The organism is Aeromonas sp. 600276 (assembly GCF_049175815.1).
GTDB lineage: Bacteria > Pseudomonadota > Gammaproteobacteria > Enterobacterales > Aeromonadaceae > Aeromonas > Aeromonas dhakensis.
Map to the genome: position 1 here is coordinate 1 of NZ_JAAKVU010000032.1, position 22408 is coordinate 22408.

Below are 22408 nucleotides of genomic sequence, written 5' to 3' on the forward strand. Positions count from 1 at the left end.
TGCGAGAGTAGGACACTGCCAGGCACCCAATTGAAGAAGCCCGCTCATCTGAGCGGGCTTTTTTATTGCCTGAAATTCAGCGATTTCTGCACAGTTTCCCGTGCTATTCCCCTTTTGCTTGCTCCGCAACGGCAGTGCCATGTTGATTCTGCCTACTTCCATTTGAGCCCTTTTGAGACATCTCTCCAGCCCTCGGTCAGCATTTCTCCCCCTCCGCTGCTAGCCAATTTCCTGATGGTGCAACAATATGGGCATTCTTTTTGTTGATGATCACTATTGCCCCGGCTGGGGATGACAAGGGCTGCGGGATCCTTAGACTGTGAACTTCATCGACAAGGGAGCTGTGTATGTTGGGGATCCACGATCTGGCGTTGTTTATCCTGTCAGGCCTGCTGTTGAACATGATGCCGGGGCCCGACTCCCTGCTCATCATGCTGCGCAGCGGCTCCCAGGGCTGGCGGGCAGGCTCCATGGCGGCACTGGGGATAGGAACTGGCACCATGGTGCATGTGCTGGCTGCTGCGTTGGGGTTGTCCGCTCTGCTGAACGCCTCGGCCGAGCTGTTTGCCGTCATCAAGTTGATGGGCGCGCTTTATCTGGTCTATCTCGGTTTATCCATGTTCAGGCAAGGGGGAGGAGGCCGGGTATCGGCTGAAGAGGCTCTGTCCCTGCCTGTGCTCTCCTATGGCCGGATCTTCCGGCAAGGGTTACTGACCAATGTGCTCAACCCCAAGGTGGCCCTGTTCTTCCTCGCCTTTGTGCCCCAGTTCATCGCGCCAGATGCACCGCAAAAAGCGCTGGCATTCATCGTGCTGGGCTGCATCTTCAATTTCAACGGCATGATCTGGTGTCATCTGCTGGCTTTCTCGACCGCCTATGCGAGTCGCAAGGTGAGGCTGCCTGCAAGACTGATTACCTGGCTCAACCGTGTGATGGGAGGCTTGTTCGTGGGGCTTGGCATCAAGCTGGCGGTGGAGTGAGAAGATAAACGTCGTCCATAGAAAAAGGCGTATCCCATCGCTGGGATACGCCTTCGTCTGCACTGCAGCAGGATGACTGAAATCAGTTCATGCCGTAGCGCTTGAGTTTCTTGCGCAGAGTACCGCGGTTGATCCCCATCATCACGGCAGCGCGAGTCTGGTTGCCACGGGTGTACTGCATGATCACGTCCAGCATGGGAGCTTCGACTTCGGAGAGAACCATATCGTACAGATCAATCACTTCCTGACCGTTCAACTGGGCCAGGTAGTTACGCAGGGCCTGTTGCACAGAGTCACGCAGGGGGCGCTGGGTCGGCTCGGCAGCGTGATTGTGAGTAGTTGTTACCAATGCATCAGAAGTCAGGGTTTGTTCGAACATATTCGGTCGGCTCTTTAGTTATGCGTTAACCTAATCCATCGAAATACGCTTCGAGTGCCTCGAGTTGTGCGTCTGCACAATCCAGGGCATTGAAGTGCTTACGGAATTCTCGGCACGTCTCTTCTTCATCCAGATACCAGCCCACGTGTTTACGGGCAATGCGCGCTCCCAGATATGCACCATAAAACTGGTGCAGGTTGGTTACATGCTCGTTCATCAGGGTGCGAACCTCTTCCCTCTCGGGAGGTGGCAGCTTGGTGCCTGTCTCAAGAAAATGACGGATTTCCCGGAAAATCCAGGGTCGTCCTTGCGCAGCACGGCCGATCATCACGGCATCAACACCGGTATAGTCGAGGACATACCGGGCCTTCTCCGGGCTGTCTATGTCGCCATTGGCGACAACAGGAATCGATACGGCCTGCTTAATCGCCCTGATAGTGTCGTACTCCGCTTCGCCCTTGTAGAGACAGGCACGGGTACGACCATGCACGGCGAGGGCCGCGATACCGCAATCTTCGGCGATTCGGGCGATCTCCTCGCCATTGCGGTTATCCGGATCCCATCCTGTGCGGATCTTCAAGGTGACAGGCACGTCCACTGCGTTCACCACGGCCCGGCAGATGGATCTGACCAGGTCTGGTTGGCGCAACAGGGCAGAACCTGCCAGCTTCTTATTCACTTTTTTTGCCGGACATCCCATGTTGATGTCGACGATCTGAGCGCCCTGCTCCACGTTGTAGCGGGCGGCAAACGCCATCATCTCGGGGTCGGCTCCGGCAATCTGGACCGATCGCAAGCCCCCTTCAGCAGAGTGATCCATTCTCATCCGGGTTTTCTGGGTATCCCAGACATCCGGGTTGGCCAGCAGCATCTCGGAAACGGCCATGCCGGCACCCAGCCGCAAACAAAGTTCACGGAATGGTCGGTCTGTTACACCGGCCATGGGAGCCACGATCAGGGGAGTTTCAAGCGTGTGGGGACCTATCTGCATTCCACGGTTACCATCGGCTTAGGGCGGCGTATATTACGCATTTTTTAGTCAGGAGAAAAGGTTAGTATTTGAGCGTCAGCCATTTTTTTCTGAAAAAAACGTCGCGCCAAGGCTTGCAAAATCAGGAGTGCTTGAAAATCGGACAGATTGTCGAAGCGAAGCGGCGGGGCCAATTGGATGAGGGGGACCATTATTTGCCTGTCCCCATCCCGGACGGGTTTGCGTTATGATAGCGAGCTTGTATCGAGCAAAGACTCCAAACAAATTCATTACAAACAGATTGGGGACGTATGACGGCAAGGTTCATCAAATCTCTCTACCCGTGTCTGCTTGGCGCCATGCTGGGCTCGGCCCAGGCTCAGACGGTCAGTTTCAGCGAAGCCTGGAGCCGGGTCATTCAACAGGATGACGGGCTGGCGGCGGAACAGGCCGGGGTGGAGCGGGCGCAACAGCTGCGCGAAGCCGCCAAGGCCATGTATCTGCCCAAGGTGGACGTGGGGGCCAGCTACACCCATCTCGATCAGCCGGTGGAGCTGGACATGATGGACCTCAACCCCATCGCCAGTCATCCTGAGTTCGGCAAGGTACTGGCGCCCATCATGCAGGCGCTCAAGCTGACGCCCAATGACTTCGTCACCCCCCTCACCAAACAGAACGTGGTGACCAGCTCGGTCAAGATGCTCTGGCCGCTGTTCACCGGTGGTCGCATCGATGCGGCGCAGGACATTCGCCAGGCCCAGGTGAGCGAGGCGCAGCAGTTGCTGGTGCTCAAGCAGCAGTCCACCTTCGAGAGCCTCTCCCAGACCTATTTCGGGGTGGTGCTGGCGGCCCAGGTGGTGCAGACCAAGCAGGAGATCGAGCAGGGGCTGGCTCACCACCTGGAGCATGCCAAGAAGCTGGAAGCCCAGGGCCAGATCGCCCGGGTTGAGCGTCTCTCCGCCCAATCGGCCTATGACCGGGCCCGTATCGATACCCAGAAGGCGCGCCGCAGCCTGGAGATTGCCCAGCTGGCCCTTGGCCACATGCTCAAGCTCAAGCAGGCGGAGCCCGATACCCAGCTCTTCATCAATCCGCAGATGCCTGAACTCGCAGCCTTCGTGCAGGAGACGCTGGCGGTGCACCCCGGCCTCAAGTTGCTGACGGCCAAGAAGGAGCAGGCGCAAGGGATGATCAAGCTGGAGAAGGGCAAGTACGCCCCCGAGCTGTTCCTGTATGGCAACTACAACCTCTATGAGGATGACTCGCTGGCCTCCAAGACCACCCCGGACTGGCTGGTCGGGGTGGGTGTCAGCATGCCACTGGTGAGCCGTGACGGCCGCTCCGAGACGGTACAGGCGGCCAAGAGCGCCGAGCTGCAGGTCAATCTGCTGCAGGCCAAGACCCGCCAGGATCTGGAGTTGCTGGTCGAGAAGACCTGGCGCGAGGCGGCGCAGGGGCTGGAAGAGTTCCAGTCGCTCTCTTCCACCCAGGCGCTGGCCGAGGAGAACGTGCTGCTTAGGGACAAGGCATTCGGGCAGGGGCTTTCCACTTCCCTCGATGTGGTGGATGCCCGCAACCAGCTGGCCGGGGTCAAGACCCAGCGCGCCGCTGCCGCTTATCAATACGTCATTTCGCTGGCGCGTCTGCTGGCCCTCTCCGGGCAGATGAACAGCTTCAACCAGTATCAGCACGGGCAGGCGATCGAGGTGAACTCATGATCGCAGCCTGCCTTGCTCCCATTTTCATGTCTGTTTCGACCGCCAAGGGTCGCCCGTTTGCCGAGGTGAATTCATGAGTCATCCCCCCATCAAGAAGAAGATGAGCCAGGGCAAGCCGCTGCTGCTGCCATTGGCGCTGGTGTTGCTGGTCATCTGGCTGGGCTGGCGTTTCTGGCTGGCCTATCAACCCGAGCCGGTGCGTCTGCAGGGGCAGATCGAGGCGCAGCAGTACTCCGTCTCCTCCAAGGTGGCGGGCCGCATCGAGGAGGTGCTGGTGAAGAAGGGGGATCAACTGGCCAAGGACCAGCTGGTGTTCACCCTGGCGAGCCCCGAGATTGAAGCCAAACTGAGCCAGGCCAAGGCGGGCCAGGCCGCGGCAGGCGCCATGGCCGAAGAGGCCGAGAAGGGGGCGCGCGCGCAGCAGATCGCCGCCGCCAAGGATCAGTGGCAAAAGGCCAAGGCGGCCGCCTTGCTGCGCGGCAAGACCTACGAACGTATCGCGAGCCTGCACCGGGATGGCGTGATGCCGCTGCAAAAACGCGACGAGGCCTGGACGGCCTGGCAGGCGGCCAGGTACAGCGAAGGCATGGCCTGGCAGCAGTATCAGATGACCCTGGAAGGGGCACGGGAAGAGACCAAGATCGCGGCCCGTGAGCAAGCCAAGATGGCGGCAGGTTCGGTGGCTGAAGTGGAGGCCTACCTGGCCGACACCCGCATCAATAGCCCGCATGCGGGTGAAGTATCCCAGGTGCTGCTGCGCAGCGGCGAGCTGGCCCCGCAGGGCTTCCCGGTGGTGACCCTGCTCGACATGAGCGATGCCTGGGCCCAGTTCCACGTGCGCGAAGATCTGCTGCCCCGCTTCGCGCTGGGCACCGAGTTCGATGCTCGCATCCCCGGTCTTGGCGAGCAGACGGTGCGCTTCAAGGTGACCCATGTGGCCGTGATGGGGGACTTTGCCACCTGGCGTGCCACCGACACCCGCCAGGGCTTTGACATGAAGAGCTTCCAGGTGGAGGCGCGCCCGCTGCAACCGGTCGAGGGGCTGCGAGTAGGCATGAGCGTGCTGGTTGAGCTCTGATGGGACGCGAATGGCGGTTGTTGTGGCAGGATCCGTTTGGCCGGGCGCTGGCCAGCTGGTTGCCCCTGCTGCTGATGGGGATCCTCTGCTGGATCTTCTCTGCCGGGTTGGCGCGGGATCTCAAGATAGGTCTGGTGGATCTGGATCAGAGCGTGCTGTCGCGCCAGCTGGCCTATTCGCTGGATGCCTCCGCCGGGCTCAAGGTAGCGCGACAGTTCGACTCCATCGCTGAAGGGGCCAACGCCCTGCGGGGAGGCGACATCTACGCTCTGGTCGTGCTGCCTGACCATCTCGAGCGGGATGCCAGGCAAGGCACCCAGCCGCGGGTCACCGTGTTCAACAACGGCCAGTTCATCCTGATCGCCAAGCTGGTCAACTCGGCGCTGGCTCAGGTGGTGGGAACCCTCAACGGCCAGGTCGGCGTGCTGACGGCGATGGCTGACGGCAAGGCGCTGCCCGGGGCGCTCGGCCAGGCGGTGCCCATCAACAGTCAGGTGACGGCGCTTTACAACCTCAATGCCAGTTACGCCCAGTTTCTGCTGAGCGCCATCCTGCCTGCGGTGTGGCAGATCCTGGTGGTGCTCTACGGACTCAATGCGCTGGCCCGCACCGACCGGCTGGGACTGGACTGGACTACCAAAGGGGTCTGGTTCGGGCTCTGGCGAACCCTGCTTCCCCACGTGCTGATTGGCTGGGGCTGGGGGCTGCTCTGGACGTTGTTGCTGTTCAAGGGCTTTGCCTATCCCATGCACGGCAGCTGGCTGGTGCTGACGGTGGGGTTGGGGCTGGCCTCGGCCGCTTGCGTCAGCATGGGGGCCTTTTTCTACGCCGTCATTCGGGATCCGGCCCGGGCCCTGTCACTGGCGGGGGCCTACACGGCGCCGGGGTTCGCCTTCATGGGCGTCACCTTTCCGGTCAGCGCCATGGGGGATTTCGCCCAGTTCTGGCGCAGCCTGCTGCCCATCTCTCACTATGTCGAGCTGCAGATCGGCCAGACCAACTACGGTCAACCGCTGGCGGCAGCGCTGCCGCAGTTCGGCGCCCTGCTGCTGTTTCTGTTGCCCCTGCTGCTGGTCGTGCGCCGCTACCGGGCACAGGCGAGCACGACCCAGTCACAAGAGGAGCTCAAGCCATGATGGGATTCCGGGATCTGCTGCGCCTCGAGCTGCGTACCCTGCTGGCGGACAGGGCCATCATGCTGACCCTGTTTGGCGGCGTCTTCTTCTACTCCTTCCTCTATCCGCAGCCCTATCTGCACCAGTTACCGCGGGAAGAGGCGGTGGTGGTGGTCAACGAGGATGGCAGCCAGCTCTCCCGTCAGCTGGAGTTCATGGCCGATGCGACGCCGCAGGTAAAACTGGTGGCACGGGCCAGCTCGCTGGATGAGGCTCGCCAGCGGATGATGGCTGGCGAGGCGAGCGGGATCCTGCACATCCCCAATCACTTCTATCGGGATCTGATGCTGGGCAAGAGCGTGACCCTGAGCTATGCCGGCGATGCTTCCTACTTCCTGGTTTACGGCACCATCGCCGAGGGGCTGGCCCAGGCGGGCGGCACCCTGGCCGCCCAGGTCAAGGTGGCCAGGCTGCTGAGTCACGGCGAGGCGCTGCCGCAGGCGGCCATGGGCTGGAATGCGGTGGCGCTCAACGTACTGCCGGTGTTCAACCCCACCATGGGCTATGTGAACTACGTGGTGCCGGCGGTGTTCGTGCTGATCCTGCATCAGGTGCTGCTGATGGGCACCGGCATTCTGGGGGCGACTCAGAACCAGCGCAGCCAGCGCGGCGAGTCAGGCTATTGGCAGGATGCGCCCGTCCTGCCACTGCTGCTGGCCCGAACTCTGGTGGTGGGGGGGCTGTTCGTGCTGCCGGTGAGCTACTTCTTCGGCTTCTGCTTCGATCACTACGGCATCGCGCGTACCGCCGAGCCGGCCGCACTCTGGTTGTTCACCCTGCCGTTCCTGCTGGCCACGACCTGGTTTGGCGTCGCGCTGGGGGCCCTCTTTACCCGGCGCGATCTGCCGACCCAGGTGGTGCTTGTCTCCTCCTTGCCGCTGGTCTTCCTGGCCGGCTTCATTTGGCCGCTGGAACTCATTCCGGCGCCGCTCAACTGGCTGGCCCAGTGGGTACCGAGCACTCCGGCCATCGAGGGTTTTTTGCGTCTCAACCAGATGGGGGCCGAGTTTGCTCAGGTCTCCCACTACTGGTGGCAGTTGTGGGGGCTGGCGCTCCTGTATGGCGCCCTGGCGTGTCTGCTGCTGGGCTGGCGTCAATCCCAGAGGCGAAAGGTTCGCCCGGCCGCTCTGGCGCTGGATGCTGTGAGCGAGCCCTCCGCCGGTTAGGTGTTCCCCGATAGCAAAACGGTCAGCCCCAGGGCTGACCGTTTTGCTATGGCGCTGGCTCATGCCTGGCTGAGGCTTGGGTCGCCGATGGCGTAGATCTGGCCTGCTGCCGCCTCGTCGGTCAGCAGACGCAGCCCGCAGGCGGCCACGTCGGCCCGGCGCACCAGACCGTGCATCTCCTTGCCCTGACTCAGCACGGCCGCACCGGTAGCGATGCCATCCTGCAGACCGGCCGGGCGCAGTATGGTCCACGCCAGCGTGCTGGTCTGCAGCCAGCTCTCCGCCAGACTCTTGAGCCGCACCTCGTGGCCGAAGGCGGCCCGCGCCCGCTCGGGCAGATATTGCCAGCTGTCGCCGCAACCGAGGGAGGTGACCAGCAGCAGACGCTTGAGTCCGGCCCGCTCCATCTCGTCGATCACCTGGCGGTTGCCAAGATAGTCGACGGGCTCAACCTGGCGAAAACTGCCGAGGGTGGAGACCACGTGGGCATCGCGACCGGCGTGCCGGCAGGCGGCTGCTACCGCCTGCGGGTCCAGGGCATCCCCGCTGACGACGTCAACGCCCAGTGATTGCAGCTCGGCGGCCATGTCGGCATGGCGCACCAGGGCGACGACCCTGTGGCCAAGTTGCAGCGCTTGCCCGGTGAAGGCGCGGCCCAGCCCGCGGCTGGCTCCGAAGATGAGTGTGGTTGGCATGGTGCGGCTCCCTTGAGTGAAAGGGTTAGCCTAGAGGGCGGAAGAGATGTTGTAAATGATAGTTGTTTTTATTTGCCTGGCAGGAGAGAAAACGGTGAGCCGGAGACACCCGGCTCACGCAGCATCAGCCGTTGTAGTGGCCGATATTGGGACGACGGCTGGGGCCGCTCAGGTGGATATCCACCGGATTGAACGCCTTGATCGCCTCGAAGCTGAAATCGCCGATGGCCTGATGCAGGCTCTGGGGGCTGTGGTTGGTGATGAGGATGACGCTTTTTGAGAGGTTGCGGCGACGGCGCAGCAGGTGGCCGAGGAAGCTGGACTGGCTCTCCGCCATCTTGGCACGATTGGCCGCCACCTCGTCGATGATCAGCAGGTCAACCTCTTCCAGGGCGCGCCGGTACTGGTTGCGCTCCTCTTGATCCTGGATGACGTTGAAGAACAGCCGATCAACGATGGAGGCCCACTGCTGGAAGATCACCGACTTCTGGTGGCGCTCGATCAGTTCGTGCGCCACCGCGCCGGCCAGGGTCGACTTGCCGGTGCCGTAGTCGCCATAGATCAGCATGCAGCCACCGCCGCTCTTCTCCCAGTGTTCGAAACCGCTGATGAAGTAACGGGCCGTCTCGATGGGGTATTGCAGCGCGGGGTCGCCAGCATCCATGCGCTCGAACACCCAGTCCGGGTTGAGGTCGGCCTGGGCGATCAGCTTCTGGATCCGCTCCTGGCGCGCCACCTTCTGCAGTTCGCGCACCTCGGCGTTGGCCTTGGCGTCGTACTCCTTGCGCAGGGTTTCATAGTCGTACTGGCTGCCGCCGGTCTGGGCCTGCAGGCGGCGAATGCGCTCCAGCAGGCCTCCTACGTGACGACTCAATTCCGGGTCGTGAACGCGATGGTCCTGCTTGGCCTTGGCGATCTTCTGGCGCTTGGCTTCGATCTCTTCCAGCTCCTGGCGCAGGGGATCGTGCGGATCAGTCATGGAGTGCTCCTTCTGCTCGGTCTGGGTGGGGACTAGGGTCTGATTTTGCCTGCTGGCAGGGGCCTTCTTCAATCATTATCCGGCTCCTGGCGCTGCGCGGCCAGCCGCTTGGCCTCTTCGATCATCTCCTGGGCCCGCTTGCTCGGGCCCGCCTCCGCCGGCTCCGGGGTGACTTGCTGATAGCCGGTCACGCTCATCGGTTGGCGGCGGGCGTAACGGCGGGTCTTGAGGGCACGAATGAACTTGAGCATCCACTGGTGCTGGGAGTCGAATACCTCGGGCCGTCCCAGCCAGTAGGCGATGAACTCGCCGAGATCCTCTTCGCTGTAGCGGGCATCGATCACACCGCACAGGCGGGCGAGGGCGGGCAACTCTTCATCCGGGCGCCACTGCAGGTGCATCTGGAAGGGGCGCTCCGGCAGGGGGCTGCGCACCCGCTGGGTCAGCAGCGGCAGCTGGAACGGACACTGATGGTAGTGTTCACTCTCGGTCTGGCTCTCGACCTGCAGCAGGCCGGCTTCCATCAGCTCATCAAACAGTTCGGTCAGCTGGCGGGCATTGACCTGAAAGGAGAAGCCGCTGGGATCGCTCGGGTCGACCACCGCCAGCGCCCGCCCAAGCTCCGGGTAGTTGAGCCTGGCCAGCTGATTTTCCAGCACCAGCCGACGCAGCTGCAGGGTATAGAGGCTGCGGGCAGGATGGGACAATCTGGGGTGGGCGAGGGCGCTGTATTCGGCTGGGGTCATGGCATGCTTCATCGACGAAATTGAGGGGCATTATCCCCCATGGCGGGGCTGCATACAATTGATGGTGGCTAGGGGGAGATGCAGCAGGGCGGGGGGCAGCCGATCTCTGCCCGCGCGCGTCAGGGGAGTGATTGTCTCCCGTATGACTCCCTTGCAGGGCCGAAGCGATGCCAGCAGGACAAGGCAGGTTTTCGGGCAACCTCATTACCTGCTTTATTTCAAACAGTTGACGGCCTAAATAGCTATCTGGCATAGCTTTAATGGAGATTATTCTATCATCCGATTGGTCAGTGCAGTCGGTTATGGTCTAGGCTTGAAGCTAAATAACTGGTTGACTAATAAGAGCTTTATCAAGATGTCAAAAGCCGGATTACGGATCCTGGTGGTGGAAGACGAGGTCGTTTTTCGCCACTCCTTGGTAAATTATCTCGAGCACGATGGCGCCTGCGTCTTCCAGGCTGAAGACGGTATCGAAGGTCTCTCCGCCGCCGCGCTTTACCACCCCGATGTTGTCTTGTGTGACCTGAACATGCCCAACATGGATGGCCATGAGGTGATCGCCTGTCTCTCTGCCCGCTATCCTCATACCCCTGTCATCGTCATCTCGGCCCAGAGCAAGATGGAGGCGGTCGAGCGGGCGCTGCGCGCCGGCGCCCGCGACTTTCTGCTCAAGCCCATCTCGGACTTCGGTCAGGTGCGCCGCAGCATAGAGCAGTGTCTGGCGGCCAACCACGGCTATGGGCAGCAGCTGGAGTTGATGGAGCACATGGACTTTTTCCGCGAGCACGACAAGGCGGCCACCCGGTTGCTGGCCTGGTTGAAGCCTCCCGGTCTGCAGGAGTGGGGTCCCTGGCAGGTGACCTTCAAGGGGATGGGCAACCTGTTCATTCCCGATACCTTCAAGGTGGATGACAAGCTGCTGGTGCTGGTGATGGAGCTGCCGGTGCTCGGGGTGGATGCGGCGTTTTGCGGGGCCCTGGTGCGCTCCCTGATGAACGGGCCCTATCGTCAGTTTCAGCGCGGCGAGAGCCTGTTGCTGACTCAACCCCATCGATTGCTCGACTACCTCAATCTGCAGTTGATCGAATCCGGCCTGCGCCACTCGTTTGCCATGGCCGCACTGCTGTTTGATCAGGAGGACGGGCTGGTCTTTGCCAATGCCGGGCTGACCTCGCCCCACTGGCTGGTACGCTCCGGTGGGCTGCCGCTCGGCCTGTTGCGCACCAGTCACTACGCCTTGCACAGGCGGAGCTGGCATGAGCCGTTTGACCTGCAGTTTCGCAGCGACAGCGGCAGTGCCCTGCATGTGCAGGTTCGACATCATTGAGGCCTTGTCAGACGGCCACAAACAAAGAGGGCGCCCGTGGGCGCCCTCTTTGTTGCTGACAATCTTGACCGCTTAGACGGCGGCAGATTGCAGCTTCTTGTCGTGTTCCTGCGGCTCTTTGGCCGGGCCTTCGGCACCGTGCATCCAGTAGACCAGGCGGTTGGCCATGGTCAGCAGGATCAGGGCGCTGATGACGGCTGCCAGCGCGATGCCACCGAAGATGGCCATGGCGCCGGACTCGCCGACGAAGGAGCCGATGAAGCCGGCAGCATAGTTGGCGAGAGCCACGAAGCCGAACCAGGCACCCATCATCAGGGAGGCCAGACGCAGCGGAGCCAGCTTGGTCACCATGGAGAGGCCGATCGGGGAGAGGCAGAGCTCGCCCAGAGTGTGGAACAGGTAGGCGCCGACCAGCCAGAACATGGAGGTCTTGACGGCCTGATCACCACCTTGCTCCAGCACGGCACCGATCATGAACAGGAAGCCGATGGCCAGGAACAGCAGACCCATGGCGAACTTCACCGGGGAGTTCGGCTCTTTCTTGCCGAGCTTGATCCAGATGGCGGCCACGATGGGCGCCAGGGTGATGATGAAGAAGGGGTTCAGGGACTGGAACCAGGCGGTCGGTACTTCGAAGCTGCCGATCATGCGGTCGGTATACTCCTGTGCGTACAGGTTCATCAGACCGCCAGCCTGCTCGAAGCCGGCCCAGAAGATGATGGTGAACAGACCCAGCACCAGGATGACCTTGATGCGATCCACTTCCTGCTTGGTCAGCGGAGCCTTCTGCTCTTTGGAGCGCTGCTCGGCGGCGCGCTGGGCGGCCGGCACGCGGCCGATATCACCGAGGAAACGCTGGGCCATGGTGGCCTGTACTACCAGAGAGAGCAGCATGCCGATACCGGCGCTGACGAAGGCGGCTTGCCAGCCGTAGGCGGTGGCGGCTGCGCCACAGATCACGCCGGCCAGCAGGGAGCCCAGGTTGATGCCCATGTAGAAGATGGTGAAGGCACCGTCGCGACGGTGGTCACCTTCCTGATACAGATCACCCACCATGGTGGAGATGTTCGGTTTGAACAGACCGTTACCCACGATCAGCAAGCCAAGACCTGAATAGAACACTGTGTTGACCATGTCCGGGAACATGGCGTGAGGCAGGGCCAGCGTGAACTGGCCGGCGGCCATCAAGACAGCACCGAACAGGATGGCGCGACGCTGACCCAGGAAGGTATCAGCCAACCAGCCGCCGATGATCGGGGTGATGTAGACCAGACCGGTATAGATGCCGTACAGCTTGAGGGCATCGGCCTGAGTCCAGCCCATCCCGCCGTTGGCAGTCATGTCAGTCAGATAGAGCACGAGCACGGCACGCATGCCGTAGTAGGAGAATCTCTCCCACAGTTCGGTACTAAAGAGCAAAAAAAGCCCTTTAGGGTGACCTAAAAAGGTCCCTTTGGACGGATTATTCATTGGAACTTCCACCTGTGTCTTATATTTTTTTAGAAATTTTATGCAAGGGCTAGGAACAAGCCTTAATCCTTATAGAACAAGCGTGATTAAATTACAATATTATGATTTAGCGATATTTTATCTATCAATGGTTGAATATTTGTTTATAAAATGAAAAAGGGCATCGAATGATGCCCAGTATAATATTCTTTCGTTTGGTTAAATATTCAGCGATTACAGCTGCTTGGCAAACTGCTTCAGCCAATTGATAAATTCACCGTTCAGCTCCGGATGGCGCGCGGCATATTCCACGTTGGCTTTCATGTAACCCAGCTTGCTGCCGCAGTCGTGGCTGCGCCCTTTCATGAAGTAGGCGTTGACCTGCTCCTGCTCCATCAGCATGGCGATGGCGTCGGTCAGCTGGATCTCGTCACCGGCACCGGCGGGGGTGCGTTCCAGCAGCGGCCAGATGTTGGAAGAGAGCACGTAACGGCCGACCACCGCCAGATTGGAGGGGGCTTCATCGCGGGGCGGCTTCTCGACGATGGCCTGCATCGGCAGGGACATGCCCTCGCTCAGCGCCTCACCTTTGATGTCGGCGATACCGTATTTGTCCACTTCGCTCTCGGGGACGGCTTCCACCATGATCTGGCTGATGTGGTTCTCTTCGAACATGTGCACCATCTCGGCCAGATTGTCCTGCTTGAGATCGCTGGCCACCTCGTCGATCAGCACGTCCGGCAGCAGCACCGCAAAGGGGTTGTCGCCGATCAGCGGGCGGGCGCAGAGCACCGCGTGACCCAGCCCTTTGGCTTCACCCTGACGCACGTGCATGATGGTGACGTCTTTCGGGCAGATGTGTTGCACCTCTTCCAGCAGCTGACGCTTGACCCGCTTCTCGAGGGTTGCTTCCAGCTCGAAACTCTTGTCGAAGTGGTTCTCGATGGAGTTCTTGCTTGAGTGGGTGACCAGCACTATCTCCTTGATGCCGGCCGCGATGGCTTCGCGCACCACATACTGGATCAGCGGCTTGTCGACGACGGGCAGCATCTCCTTGGGGATGGCCTTGGTGGCTGGCAGCATGCGGGTACCCAGACCGGCGACGGGAAGAACGGCTTTGCGTACAACGAGCGGTGTCTTTTTCATGGAGAGAGTCCAGAGATACAAAGTGGGCCCATGATACCCGAAGAAAACTAGGGCAGCCACAGGCTGCCCTCAGGATGGAAGTGGCGGAAACCGGTTACTTGACGATGATCATGTCCCGATTTGCTTCCAGCGTGGCGGGGCCGATACCGCTGACATCGGCAAGCTGGTCAACAGTGGTGAACTTGCCCTGTTTCTCGCGATAATCGACGATGGCCTGTGCCTTCTTCTCGCCGATGCCCTTGAGCGCGGTCAACTCGTTGATACTGGCGGTATTCAGGTTCACCTTGCCACTCTCCTTGGCGGTGGCAACCGTGGTGGCCGGTGTGGCGGCGGGCTTGTCGGCGGCCAGCAGGGGCTGGCTGAGCAGCGGCAGGCAGCTCAGCAGCAGGGTGGCGGTCAGGGTCTTGTAGTTCATGGCGTCACGTCCTTGTGTTGTGGGATTCGCTATTGAGGATTAGTCGAGCCGCGCCACTTTTTGTCTGTCATTTCTGACACTGTATAAGTCAGAGCAAACGGCTATAAGCCTCCTCTATCCAAAATGGGTACACTGCTCCAACCATTTGACCAGGATGTCTTTTTCCATGTTTTTTCCCGCAATCTCCGAGCTGGAGCCCATCGCCCGCGCCGCCGGCGAGGTCATCATGGCCATCTACAGTCAACCCTTTGCGGTGGAGTACAAGGGGGACGAGAGTCCGCTGACTGCCGCCGACAAGGGAGCACACGAGCTGATTGTCGCGGCGCTGGCCAGGCTCACCCCCGATATTCCCGTGCTGTCGGAAGAGTCCTCCCCCGAGGTGATGGCGGCGCGACTCGGCTGGTCCCGCTATTGGCTGGTGGATCCGCTCGATGGCACCAAGGAGTTCGTCTCCCGCAACGGCGAGTTCACCGTCAATATCGCGCTGATCGAGCATGGCCAGCCACTGTGGGGTCTGGTCTATGCTCCCGTGCTGGACAGGCTCTGGTATGGTGGCAAGGGGGTGGGGGCCTCGCGCATTGCCGATGGCAAGCATGAGGCTATCCAGACCCGACCTCATCAGGAAGGCACACCCTGGCGCGTGGTGGGCAGCCGCAATCACCTGTCACAGGAAACCCTGGATTACCTGGCGCGCTTTGGTGACATGGAGCGGGGCGAGATAGAGCTGGTTTCCATGGGAAGTTCGCTCAAGTTCTGCATCATCGCCGAGGGGGGCGCCGAACTCTATCCGCGCCTCGCCCCGACCTGCGAGTGGGATACGGGGGCGGCGCAGGCGGTGCTGGAGGGGGCTGGCGGCAGCGTCACCCAGCTGGATGGCTCGCCGCTGCGCTACAACAAGCCCGACATCCTCAACCCCTGGTTCGTGGCCAAGGCATAAACGGGACGGTGGAATGCAAAAAGGCCGGACTGGAGTGAGTCTCCAGTCCGGCCTTTTTATTTCTCTACTGCCCTTGGCTCAGAAGACCTTCTTGAACGGCTTGATGGTCACCTTGGCATAGACCCCGGCCGCCACATAGGGATCGGCATCGGCCCAAGCCTTGGCATCTGCCTGGCTGGCGAACTCGGCGATGACGGTGCTGCCGGTAAAGCCGGCATCGGCCGGATCCTCGGCATCGATGGCCGGGTTGGGGCCGGCGGTGAGCAGCCGTCCCTCATCCTGCAGCGCCTGTAGCCTGGCCAGATGGGCCGGGCGCGCCTGCTTGCGCAGCGGCAGGCTGCCCTGAACATCTTCGGAGTAGATGAGATACCACATGAGAGGATCCTTTTCTGATGGCGGTTATTTTTTCAGTTCGTCTTCTTGCTTGGTCAGCTGCTCGGCAGGCAGGTGGCGATAGAGATAGACACCACTCAGCAGGGTGAACACCAGGGTCATGCCGAGCAGGCCAAACACCTTGAAGTTGACCCACACCTCCTGCGGCAGGTTGAAGGCCACATAGAGGTTGAGCAGGCCGCAGAGGGTAAAGAAGCCGACCCAGCCGAGATTGACCCGATCCCAGACGGGGTCCGGCGCCTGCAGCTCCTTGCCCAGCATCTGCTTGATCAGGTTCTTGCCAAAGCCGTAGCGGCTGATGAGCAGGCCCAGCGCGAACAGTACGTTGATGACGGTCACTTTCCATTTGATGAAGGTGTCGTCGTGGAAGATGACGGTCAGGCCGCCAAAGAAGCCGACCAGCAGGAAGGTGAACAGCTGCATCTTCTCGACCTTGCGATAGCGAACCCAGCTGTAGGCGAGCTGCAGACCGGTCACCACCACTAGGGCGCCGGTGGCCATGTAGATGTCGTAGAACTTGTAGACCGCAAAGAAAACGATAAGGGGAATAAATTCAATAAATTGCTTCATGTCTGGCTCGTTGCCCTCAAGAGTGGAACGCAAAATTTCATCCAGTGTACCTGCCCGATGGGCAACGGCAAATGAATAAGACCGCTCATTCGCCAGCCAGTTCCTCAGCCAAATAGCTGCCCTGCGATCTCATCGCCCAACCGTTTCTGATCTGCCAGCAGCTCGCGAATATGTCGCTCCTCGATGAGGGGATTGAGCAGTACGGCCCGCAACAGGGTGAGCGGTTGGGCGCCGTAGCGACCCACGGCCCGCTGGGTGCGGGAGACAAAACTGTGCCCCTCGGCGCGCTGTGCCTTTTGCAGGGCGACGTTGAAGGCATTGACCTGTTCGTTGGCGGCTTCGTCCAGCACCTTGCCCTGCAGATGAGAGGGGATGCAGCGATAGGAGAGCAGGTTCATCACCGGGGCCGACATCAGCTCGAAGGCCGGATCCTGGTCGATGAGGCTGGCCATCAGGCGGGCCCGGTCGTAGTTGGCCTCGATGAGCTCGGCATAACCCTGCTGGCCGAACAGCTGGAAGGCGGCATCCAGATAGAGGGCGTTGGCCGGGCGGGTTCCCTCCAGGGTGAAGCGCCCCTGATCAAAAGAGCTGGCGCGGATGGCGTAGGGGGCCTCCCGCTTGACTGCCATCATCAGGTCCGGCTGGCGGCAGAGCAGCATGCCGGTACCGAGCGGTACCAGCAGTTGCTTGTGGCCATCCAAGGTGACGGTGTCGGCGTGCTCGATCCCCGTCAGAAGCCCCTGATAACGGGGCGAGAAGAGGGTCGGGCCACCCCAGGCGGCATCCACGTGGAAGTGGATCTGCTCGCGAGCGGCGATGGCTGCCAGCTCAGGCAGCGGATCGATGGAGCCGAAATCGGTGCTGCCGGCCACACCGACCAGAGCCAGCACCTTGAGCTTCTGCTCCTTGCACTGGGTCAGCGCCTGTTCCAGCGCGGCCAGACTGAGCCGGTTATGCTGGTCGGTCTCGAGGCGCCAGACGCTGCGCGCCCCCAGCCCCAGCAGATCCATCCCCTTGTCGAAGGAGTAGTGCATCAGCCGCGAGCCCAGGATGACGGCACCGCGATACCCCTGCTCATAGAGGGCGAACAGGTTGTCGCCACAGGCACGGTTGCGGGCCAGCCAGAGGGCGGTGACGTTGGCGATGGTGCCGCCGCTGGTCATGACGCCGAGCGCCGCATCCTTGGCATGCATATGGGTGCCGTAGAAGGGCTCGTCGGCGCGATAGACGAGGCGGTGCAGCTTGGCCAGCACCTCCCGCTCCAGAAAGCTGAGCAGACGGGAGGACTCCATCTTCATCGGGTTCTGGTTGAGCATCACCACCAGACGGGAGAGCTCGGCTGTGAAGGCTGGCAATGGTGCCGTCATATGGCCCATGTAGCGTGGCGAGGTCAGGTGGGAGGCGCCGGGCACCAGGGTGGCCAGCCTGGTCAGGTAGTCCGCCATGGCGAGCCCCGCTTCCGGCATGCCCGATTGTTCAAGCTGGTGGGTGAACTGGTCGCGCTGATAGGGAGCCTGACTGTCATCCGAGTGGTGGAAGGTCTCCAGCAGATCCGTCATGGCCTGGCCAAAGGCCGGATCCGGTTGTGCAAACAGCTCAGTCAACTTCATCAGGTTCTCCAGACCGGGTTGCCGGGGAGTCGGGGGTGAACAAGGGGCGGCAACAGCTAAGTGGGCATCGGCCGCAGAGCATACACCAAAGGTCAACGGCTGACAGCCATGTGCACGGTGGGGAAACATCGCAAATGAGGACGGCTCATCTTTAAGCTAACACTTGTACTCTGAAATGACGGCAGCTAGAGTGAGCGCAGTTTGGGCAGGAGTATGCAATGAGCAGTGTGACGGATTATTCGCCTCGCGAGGAGCTGGCCAACCGCCTCAGCCACGGGCTGGGGCTGGTGCTGGGGATCCTGGGGTTGGTGTTGTTGTTGAACAAGGGCTGGGCGCAGGGCACCCAGGCACTGATCAGTTACAGCCTCTATGGTGGCAGCCTGGTGCTGCTCTATCTGGCCTCGACCCTCTATCACAGCATGGCTGAGGGGCCGGCCAGGCGCTGGTGCAAGGTGTTTGATCACTGCGCCATCTATCTGCTGATCGCCGGCACCTATACCCCTTTTCTGCTGGTAGCGCTCGACACGCCGCTGGCACAGGGGCTGATGGTGGTGATCTGGGGGCTGGCGCTGGCGGGGGTGGTGTTCAAGCTGCTGTTCATCAACCGCTTCAAGAAGCTGTCGCTGTTTACCTACCTGATGCTGGGCTGGCTGTCGCTGCTGGTGGTCTATCAGCTTTATATCCATCTGGAGGGGGAAGGCTTGCTGCTGCTCGGGCTGGGTGGTCTCATCTACAGCCTGGGGGTGATCTTCTATGTGGCCAAGCGTATCCCCTACAACCATGCCATCTGGCATCTGTTCGTGCTGGGGGGCAGTGTTTGTCACTTTATGGCCATTTATGGTTACGTCGCATAACTAGCCCTTAATTGGTATTTTTTGCCGCGCAAAAGGATAAATTCGTGCGGTATCACACAGTTGACCGCGGCGTTTGCTGACAAGCTAGGGACAGTTCAATTCGCAAAGGATGCACGAAATGAGTGATATCGCGCTTTCCATCAGCATGTTGTCGCTGGTGGCAGTGCTGGGGCTCTGGCTGGGGAACTGGCGAGTCTATGGCGTCGGTCTCGGGATCGGAGGGGTGCTGTTCGGCGGCATCATAGTGGGCCACTTCGCCGGCCTCTCGGGGCTGGCGCTGGATGAGCAGACCTTGCACTTCATTCAGGAGTTCGGCCTGATCCTGTTTGTCTACACCATCGGCATTCAGGTCGGTCCCGGCTTCTTCTCCTCCCTGCGCAGCTCCGGCCTCAAGCTCAACGGGTTTGCCGCCCTGCTGGTACTGCTCGGCTGCGCCGTGGCGGCAGCCCTGCATCAGCTGTTCGATGTGCCGCTGCCGGTGATCCTGGGGGTCTTCTCCGGCGCCGTGACCAACACCCCTTCCCTCGGTGCTGGCCAGCAGATCCTGGCCGAGCTGGGGGCCGCCCCCGGCTCCACCGGCCTGATGGGGATGGGCTATGCGGTCGCCTATCCGTTTGGCATCTGTGGCATCTTGTTGACCATGTGGCTGATCCGTATGTTCTTTCGCATCAAGATCGACGAAGAAGCCGCCCAGTTTGAACAACAGGCCGGCAAGACCAAGGAGAGTCTGCAGACCATCAACATCGCGGTGCGCAACCCCAACATCCACGGTCTGATGCTGAGCGAGATCCCGAGTCTCGACGAGGCCGACGTCATCTGCTCGCGCCTCAAGCGCGGCGAGGAGCTGATGGTGCCGCGACCGGAGTCACGCATCGAGCTGGGCGACCTGCTGCACCTGGTGGGTGAGCGACACGCCCTGCGCAAGGTGCTGCTGGTGCTGGGGGAGGAGGTGGAGACCTCGCTCTCCACCCGCGGCACCGACTTGCGGGTGGAGCGGGTGGTGGTGACCAACGAGCAGGTGCTCGGCAAGAAGATCCGCGATCTCGACATCAAGCAGAAGTACGACGTGGTGATCTCGCGCCTCAACCGGGCCGGCATCGAGCTGGTGCCGACCAGCCAGACCAGCCTGCAGTTCGGCGACATCCTCAATCTGGTAGGACGACTCGACGCCATCGAAGCGGTCACCAATGTGGTGGGCAACGTGCAGCAGAAACTGCAGCAGGTGCAGATGCTGCCGGTGTTCATCGGCATCGGTCTCGGCGTGCTGCTCGGCTCCATCCCCTTCTACCTGCCGGGCTTCCCGGCCGCGCTCAAGCTGGGTCTGGCGGGCGGGCCGCTGGTGGTGGCGCTGATCCTGTCGCGCATCGGCAGCATCGGCAAGCTCTACTGGTTCATGCCCCCCAGTGCCAACCTGGCGCTGCGGGAGATCGGCATAGTGCTGTTTCTGGCGGTGGTGGGCTTCAAGTCCGGCGCCGGCTTCATCGATACCCTGATCAACGGTGACGGCCCGGCCTGGATGATGTACGGGGTGGCGATCACCCTGATCCCGCTGCTGGTGGTCGGGGTGCTGGCCCGTCTGTACGGCAAGATGAACTACCTCACCCTGTGCGGTCTGCTGGCCGGCTCCATGACGGATCCTCCCGCCCTGGCGTTTGCCAACGGCATGCATCCCACCAGTGGTGCCAGCGCGCTCTCGTACGCGACCGTCTATCCGCTGGTGATGTTTCTGCGGATCATCTCGCCCCAGTTGCTCGCCATCCTGCTGTGGGCCGGCAGCTGAATATGACCCCGAATGGGAGCACTGGACGTGCTCCCTTCATATTTTTGCAACACATTGATCATCTTGATTTTATTTTTTATTCCCACCGCTATTGACCCTTCTGTTTAACCGACCGTTCCGGCCTCGAATCAGTCTATCCATTCGAATTTTCTAACTGGTTTCTGGTGCCGTTCACGGGCACATTAGACGGTGGAATATTGCATGCCAATAGAGATTCAGGAGAGAACATGAGCAACCACGAAATTGCATTGGATCAGGACGTTGTCGTTACCCAGTTGAAAGGCAAGGTTTACCTGGTCGCCGCAGATGGCAGCCAGCAACCGCTCGCCGAAGGCGATATCCTGCCCAAGAATGCCGTGTTGATCACTCCTGAGGGCGCCAGCTTCAAAGGTGGCAACCAGACTTTCACCCTGAGCCCGACCAACGAGCAGCAGGTTGAGGATGAAACGTCTCAAGAGCCGCTGCTTGCCCAGAACGTGCCGAGCGACAATCCCAATGACATTGCTGCCCTGCAGCAAGCCATTCTGGGTGGCGCCGACCCGACCAAGGCGTTTGAAGCCTCTGCTGCCGGTGGGGCTCCTGCCGCCGGTGGTGGTATTGGCGGCGTAGCCGGCGCCAGCGGCAATGGTGGTTTCGTCACCATCGACCGTACCGGCGATGCCACCATAGCGGCGGCGGGTTTTGATACGACCTATCAAACCGATGCCGGCGTGACCGCTGATGCACTGCCGGGTGAAGAGAACCGCCTGATCGATCTGGTGCCGCCGGTGATCACCGTCTCTGCGCCTGACAATACCAACGACACTACCCCGACCATCACGGGTACCACGGATGCCGCCGCCGGCAGTACCGTGACCCTGCTGGTGACCGATGCCAATGGCAACCAGCAAACCCTGATCACCACCGTCAATCCGGATGGCACTTTCAGCGTGGATGTCACCACGCCGCTGCCGGATGGTTCCTACACCGTCACGGGCAGCGTCACCGATCCGGCCGGCAACACCGGCACCGCGACCGATGACGGCAGTGTGGACAGTACCGCTCCCTCTGCACCGCAAGTGGACATCCAGGGCGGGGCAGACAATGTCATCTCCGCCAATGAGCGCGAGAACGGGGTGGATGTCATCATCCGGCTGCCGGGCGATGCCAAGGCCGGCGATCGCCTCGATGTGGACTGGAATGGTGATGGCGTACCCGACTCCAGCAGAATTCTGACGACCGACGATATCGGCCGCACCCAGGTCACCCTGACCATCCCCACCACGGATCTGCCGGTCAATGGCCCCATCACGGTGGATGCCACCCTGACCGACCCGGTGGGCAACACCTCGCCCAAGGGAACCGACAACAGCGTGGTGAATGCCGCCCCCCAGCCGGGCGATGACCAGTTCACCGTGGCAGAAGATGGCACCGTCACCATCAATGTGCTTGGCAACGACACGGATGTGGATGGTGATCCTCTCACCATCACCGCCATCAACGGCCAGGCCATTGCCGAAGGCGGCACGGTTGCGATCAGCAACGGCTCCGTCACCCTGAACAATGGCCAGCTGATCTTTACACCGGCTCCGGATTTCAACGGCAACATCGCATTTGAATACACAGTTACCGATGGCCTGAACAGCGCCACAGGCGGCGTGACCGGGACTGTTACGCCGGTCAACGATGCTGCGGTGATCACCGGCACTGACTCCGGCAACGTGGTGGAAGACGAGACCAACCCGATCCTGAGCGAGACCGGCACCCTGAGCGTGGCCGACGTGGACGGGGCGGATGAGGCCAAGTTCCTGGCCGGCAACGGCGTGGCCAGCACTGGCGCGCTGGGCAGCCTGACCATCACCGAGACCGGTGCCTGGACCTACAACGTCGACAACAGCAAGGTGCAGTACCTGGGCGAAGGCGAGACCAAGGTCGAGACCTTCACCGTGGCCTCGGTCGATGGCACTACCCATACCGTCACCATCACCATCACCGGCAGCAACGACGCGGCGGTGGTGAGCAGCGCCGACGTGACCCTGACCGAGACCGATGCGCCGCTGGT

The 22408-nt window shown here is 61.2% G+C and carries 21 protein-coding genes; 10 read left to right on the plus strand and 11 right to left on the minus strand.

Features of this window, described 5'->3' with window-relative positions; translation table 11 throughout:
* Window positions 1-347: 347 nt before the first annotated feature.
* Complete coding sequence (locus G5134_RS20700) at window positions 348-980, plus strand: LysE family translocator (protein ID WP_065017548.1); 633 nt, start codon at window positions 348-350, stop codon at window positions 978-980.
* An 82-nt stretch (window positions 981-1062) separates the two neighbouring features.
* Here the strand turns inward: G5134_RS20700 and fis are convergent, their stop codons facing one another.
* Together fis and dusB are read right to left on the minus strand one after the other, a co-directional pair.
* Window positions 1063-1359, minus strand: coding sequence for a DNA-binding transcriptional regulator Fis (fis, locus tag G5134_RS20705; RefSeq protein WP_005309538.1), 297 nt, complete (start codon window positions 1357-1359; stop codon window positions 1063-1065).
* Window positions 1360-1384: 25 nt separating this feature from the next.
* Complete coding sequence (gene dusB, locus G5134_RS20710) at window positions 1385-2350, minus strand: tRNA dihydrouridine synthase DusB (RefSeq protein ID WP_065017547.1); 966 nt, start codon at window positions 2348-2350, stop codon at window positions 1385-1387.
* A 338-nt stretch (window positions 2351-2688) separates the two neighbouring features.
* Between dusB and G5134_RS20715 the strand changes: the two genes are divergently transcribed.
* The 4 genes from G5134_RS20715 (at window position 2689) to G5134_RS20730 (ending at window position 7466) form a co-directional block, all read left to right on the plus strand.
* A complete protein-coding gene (locus G5134_RS20715; protein WP_017763945.1) occupies window positions 2689-4047 on the plus strand; it encodes a TolC family protein in 1359 nt (452 codons plus the stop codon).
* Between the two features lie 73 nt (window positions 4048-4120).
* A complete protein-coding gene (locus tag G5134_RS20720; protein WP_017783356.1) occupies window positions 4121-5125 on the plus strand; it encodes an HlyD family secretion protein in 1005 nt (334 codons plus the stop codon).
* On the plus strand, window positions 5125-6261 hold the full coding sequence (locus G5134_RS20725) for an ABC transporter permease (protein WP_017783357.1): 1137 nt from the start codon (window positions 5125-5127) through the stop codon (window positions 6259-6261). The genes G5134_RS20720 and G5134_RS20725 overlap by 1 nt, the downstream gene beginning before the upstream one ends.
* The gene (locus G5134_RS20730; protein ID WP_065017546.1) at window positions 6258-7466 is read left to right on the plus strand and encodes an ABC transporter permease; all 1209 of its coding nucleotides are present in this window, start codon (window positions 6258-6260) and stop codon (window positions 7464-7466) included. The genes G5134_RS20725 and G5134_RS20730 overlap by 4 nt, the downstream gene beginning before the upstream one ends.
* Window positions 7467-7525: 59 nt before the next feature.
* On the opposite strand, the gene G5134_RS20735 is transcribed toward G5134_RS20730, so the two are convergent.
* The 3 genes from G5134_RS20735 to G5134_RS20745 all read right to left on the minus strand — a co-directional run bounded on the left by G5134_RS20735 (window position 7526) and on the right by G5134_RS20745 (window position 9886).
* Entirely contained in the window at window positions 7526-8161 is a 636-nt protein-coding gene (locus G5134_RS20735) for an SDR family oxidoreductase (RefSeq protein WP_065017545.1), read from the minus strand.
* A gap of 124 nt (window positions 8162-8285) precedes the next feature.
* Window positions 8286-9140: a DnaA ATPase domain-containing protein gene (locus G5134_RS20740; protein WP_065017550.1), complete on the minus strand. Its 855-nt coding sequence runs from the start codon at window positions 9138-9140 to the stop codon at window positions 8286-8288.
* 68 nt (window positions 9141-9208) lie between these two features.
* Complete coding sequence (locus tag G5134_RS20745) at window positions 9209-9886, minus strand: DnaT-like ssDNA-binding domain-containing protein (protein WP_065017544.1); 678 nt, start codon at window positions 9884-9886, stop codon at window positions 9209-9211.
* Window positions 9887-10241: 355 nt separating this feature from the next.
* On the opposite strand from G5134_RS20745, the gene G5134_RS20750 reads away from it, so the two are divergent.
* Window positions 10242-11213, plus strand: a complete 972-nt coding sequence (locus G5134_RS20750) for a response regulator (protein WP_065017543.1) — start codon at window positions 10242-10244, stop codon at window positions 11211-11213.
* A gap of 72 nt (window positions 11214-11285) precedes the next feature.
* Here the strand turns inward: G5134_RS20750 and G5134_RS20755 are convergent, their stop codons facing one another.
* The 3 genes from G5134_RS20755 to G5134_RS20765 all read right to left on the minus strand — a co-directional run bounded on the left by G5134_RS20755 (window position 11286) and on the right by G5134_RS20765 (window position 14223).
* Complete coding sequence (locus G5134_RS20755) at window positions 11286-12683, minus strand: peptide MFS transporter (RefSeq protein ID WP_026459194.1); 1398 nt, start codon at window positions 12681-12683, stop codon at window positions 11286-11288.
* Window positions 12684-12896: 213 nt separating this feature from the next.
* Window positions 12897-13808, minus strand: a complete 912-nt coding sequence (galU, locus tag G5134_RS20760; RefSeq protein WP_005309577.1) for a UTP--glucose-1-phosphate uridylyltransferase GalU — start codon at window positions 13806-13808, stop codon at window positions 12897-12899.
* Window positions 13809-13902: 94 nt separating this feature from the next.
* Entirely contained in the window at window positions 13903-14223 is a 321-nt protein-coding gene (locus tag G5134_RS20765) for a ComEA family DNA-binding protein (RefSeq protein WP_017780975.1), read from the minus strand.
* Window positions 14224-14389: 166 nt separating this feature from the next.
* Between G5134_RS20765 and cysQ the strand changes: the two genes are divergently transcribed.
* A complete protein-coding gene (cysQ, locus tag G5134_RS20770; RefSeq protein ID WP_026141133.1) occupies window positions 14390-15160 on the plus strand; it encodes a 3'(2'),5'-bisphosphate nucleotidase CysQ in 771 nt (256 codons plus the stop codon).
* Window positions 15161-15238: 78 nt separating this feature from the next.
* Here cysQ and G5134_RS20775 read toward each other — a convergent pair whose 3' ends face one another.
* The 3 genes from G5134_RS20775 to G5134_RS20785 form a co-directional block, all read right to left on the minus strand.
* Window positions 15239-15535: a YciI family protein gene (locus G5134_RS20775; RefSeq protein WP_005309589.1), complete on the minus strand. Its 297-nt coding sequence runs from the start codon at window positions 15533-15535 to the stop codon at window positions 15239-15241.
* A gap of 24 nt (window positions 15536-15559) precedes the next feature.
* On the minus strand, window positions 15560-16123 hold the full coding sequence (locus G5134_RS20780; protein WP_065017542.1) for a septation protein A: 564 nt from the start codon (window positions 16121-16123) through the stop codon (window positions 15560-15562).
* Window positions 16124-16227: 104 nt separating this feature from the next.
* Window positions 16228-17733 carry a pyridoxal-dependent decarboxylase gene (locus G5134_RS20785; RefSeq protein WP_421232165.1) on the minus strand — a complete coding sequence of 502 codons (1506 nt, stop codon included), beginning with the start codon at window positions 17731-17733 and terminating at the stop codon, window positions 16228-16230.
* A 218-nt stretch (window positions 17734-17951) separates the two neighbouring features.
* Here G5134_RS20785 and trhA point away from each other — a divergent pair, with 218 nt between their 5' ends.
* From trhA to G5134_RS20800, 3 genes are all read left to right on the plus strand, one after another.
* Window positions 17952-18587 carry a PAQR family membrane homeostasis protein TrhA gene (gene trhA / locus G5134_RS20790; RefSeq protein ID WP_010636289.1) on the plus strand — a complete coding sequence of 212 codons (636 nt, stop codon included), beginning with the start codon at window positions 17952-17954 and terminating at the stop codon, window positions 18585-18587.
* Window positions 18588-18705: 118 nt separating this feature from the next.
* Complete coding sequence (locus G5134_RS20795; RefSeq protein ID WP_005309602.1) at window positions 18706-20367, plus strand: putative transporter; 1662 nt, start codon at window positions 18706-18708, stop codon at window positions 20365-20367.
* A gap of 227 nt (window positions 20368-20594) precedes the next feature.
* The coding region (locus G5134_RS20800; protein WP_421232166.1) for a retention module-containing protein at window positions 20595-22408 on the plus strand (1814 nt) is incomplete at its 3' end.

Coding starts and splice junctions, on each gene's coding strand:
- G5134_RS20700 (WP_065017548.1), top strand. CDS start 348: ATGTTGGGGATCCACGATCTGGCGTTGTTTATCCTGTCAGGCCTGCTG.
- fis (WP_005309538.1), bottom strand. CDS start 1,359: ATGTTCGAACAAACCCTGACTTCTGATGCATTGGTAACAACTACTCAC.
- dusB (WP_065017547.1), bottom strand. CDS start 2,350: ATGCAGATAGGTCCCCACACGCTTGAAACTCCCCTGATCGTGGCTCCC.
- G5134_RS20715 (WP_017763945.1), top strand. CDS start 2,689: ATGCTGGGCTCGGCCCAGGCTCAGACGGTCAGTTTCAGCGAAGCCTGG.
- G5134_RS20720 (WP_017783356.1), top strand. CDS start 4,121: ATGAGTCATCCCCCCATCAAGAAGAAGATGAGCCAGGGCAAGCCGCTG.
- G5134_RS20725 (WP_017783357.1), top strand. CDS start 5,125: ATGGGACGCGAATGGCGGTTGTTGTGGCAGGATCCGTTTGGCCGGGCG.
- G5134_RS20730 (WP_065017546.1), top strand. CDS start 6,258: ATGATGGGATTCCGGGATCTGCTGCGCCTCGAGCTGCGTACCCTGCTG.
- G5134_RS20735 (WP_065017545.1), bottom strand. CDS start 8,161: ATGCCAACCACACTCATCTTCGGAGCCAGCCGCGGGCTGGGCCGCGCC.
- G5134_RS20740 (WP_065017550.1), bottom strand. CDS start 9,140: ATGACTGATCCGCACGATCCCCTGCGCCAGGAGCTGGAAGAGATCGAA.
- G5134_RS20745 (WP_065017544.1), bottom strand. CDS start 9,886: ATGACCCCAGCCGAATACAGCGCCCTCGCCCACCCCAGATTGTCCCAT.
- G5134_RS20750 (WP_065017543.1), top strand. CDS start 10,242: ATGTCAAAAGCCGGATTACGGATCCTGGTGGTGGAAGACGAGGTCGTT.
- G5134_RS20755 (WP_026459194.1), bottom strand. CDS start 12,683: ATGAATAATCCGTCCAAAGGGACCTTTTTAGGTCACCCTAAAGGGCTT.
- galU (WP_005309577.1), bottom strand. CDS start 13,808: ATGAAAAAGACACCGCTCGTTGTACGCAAAGCCGTTCTTCCCGTCGCC.
- G5134_RS20765 (WP_017780975.1), bottom strand. CDS start 14,223: ATGAACTACAAGACCCTGACCGCCACCCTGCTGCTGAGCTGCCTGCCG.
- cysQ (WP_026141133.1), top strand. CDS start 14,390: ATGTTTTTTCCCGCAATCTCCGAGCTGGAGCCCATCGCCCGCGCCGCC.
- G5134_RS20775 (WP_005309589.1), bottom strand. CDS start 15,535: ATGTGGTATCTCATCTACTCCGAAGATGTTCAGGGCAGCCTGCCGCTG.
- G5134_RS20780 (WP_065017542.1), bottom strand. CDS start 16,123: ATGAAGCAATTTATTGAATTTATTCCCCTTATCGTTTTCTTTGCGGTC.
- G5134_RS20785 (WP_421232165.1), bottom strand. CDS start 17,733: ATGAAGTTGACTGAGCTGTTTGCACAACCGGATCCGGCCTTTGGCCAG.
- trhA (WP_010636289.1), top strand. CDS start 17,952: ATGAGCAGTGTGACGGATTATTCGCCTCGCGAGGAGCTGGCCAACCGC.
- G5134_RS20795 (WP_005309602.1), top strand. CDS start 18,706: ATGAGTGATATCGCGCTTTCCATCAGCATGTTGTCGCTGGTGGCAGTG.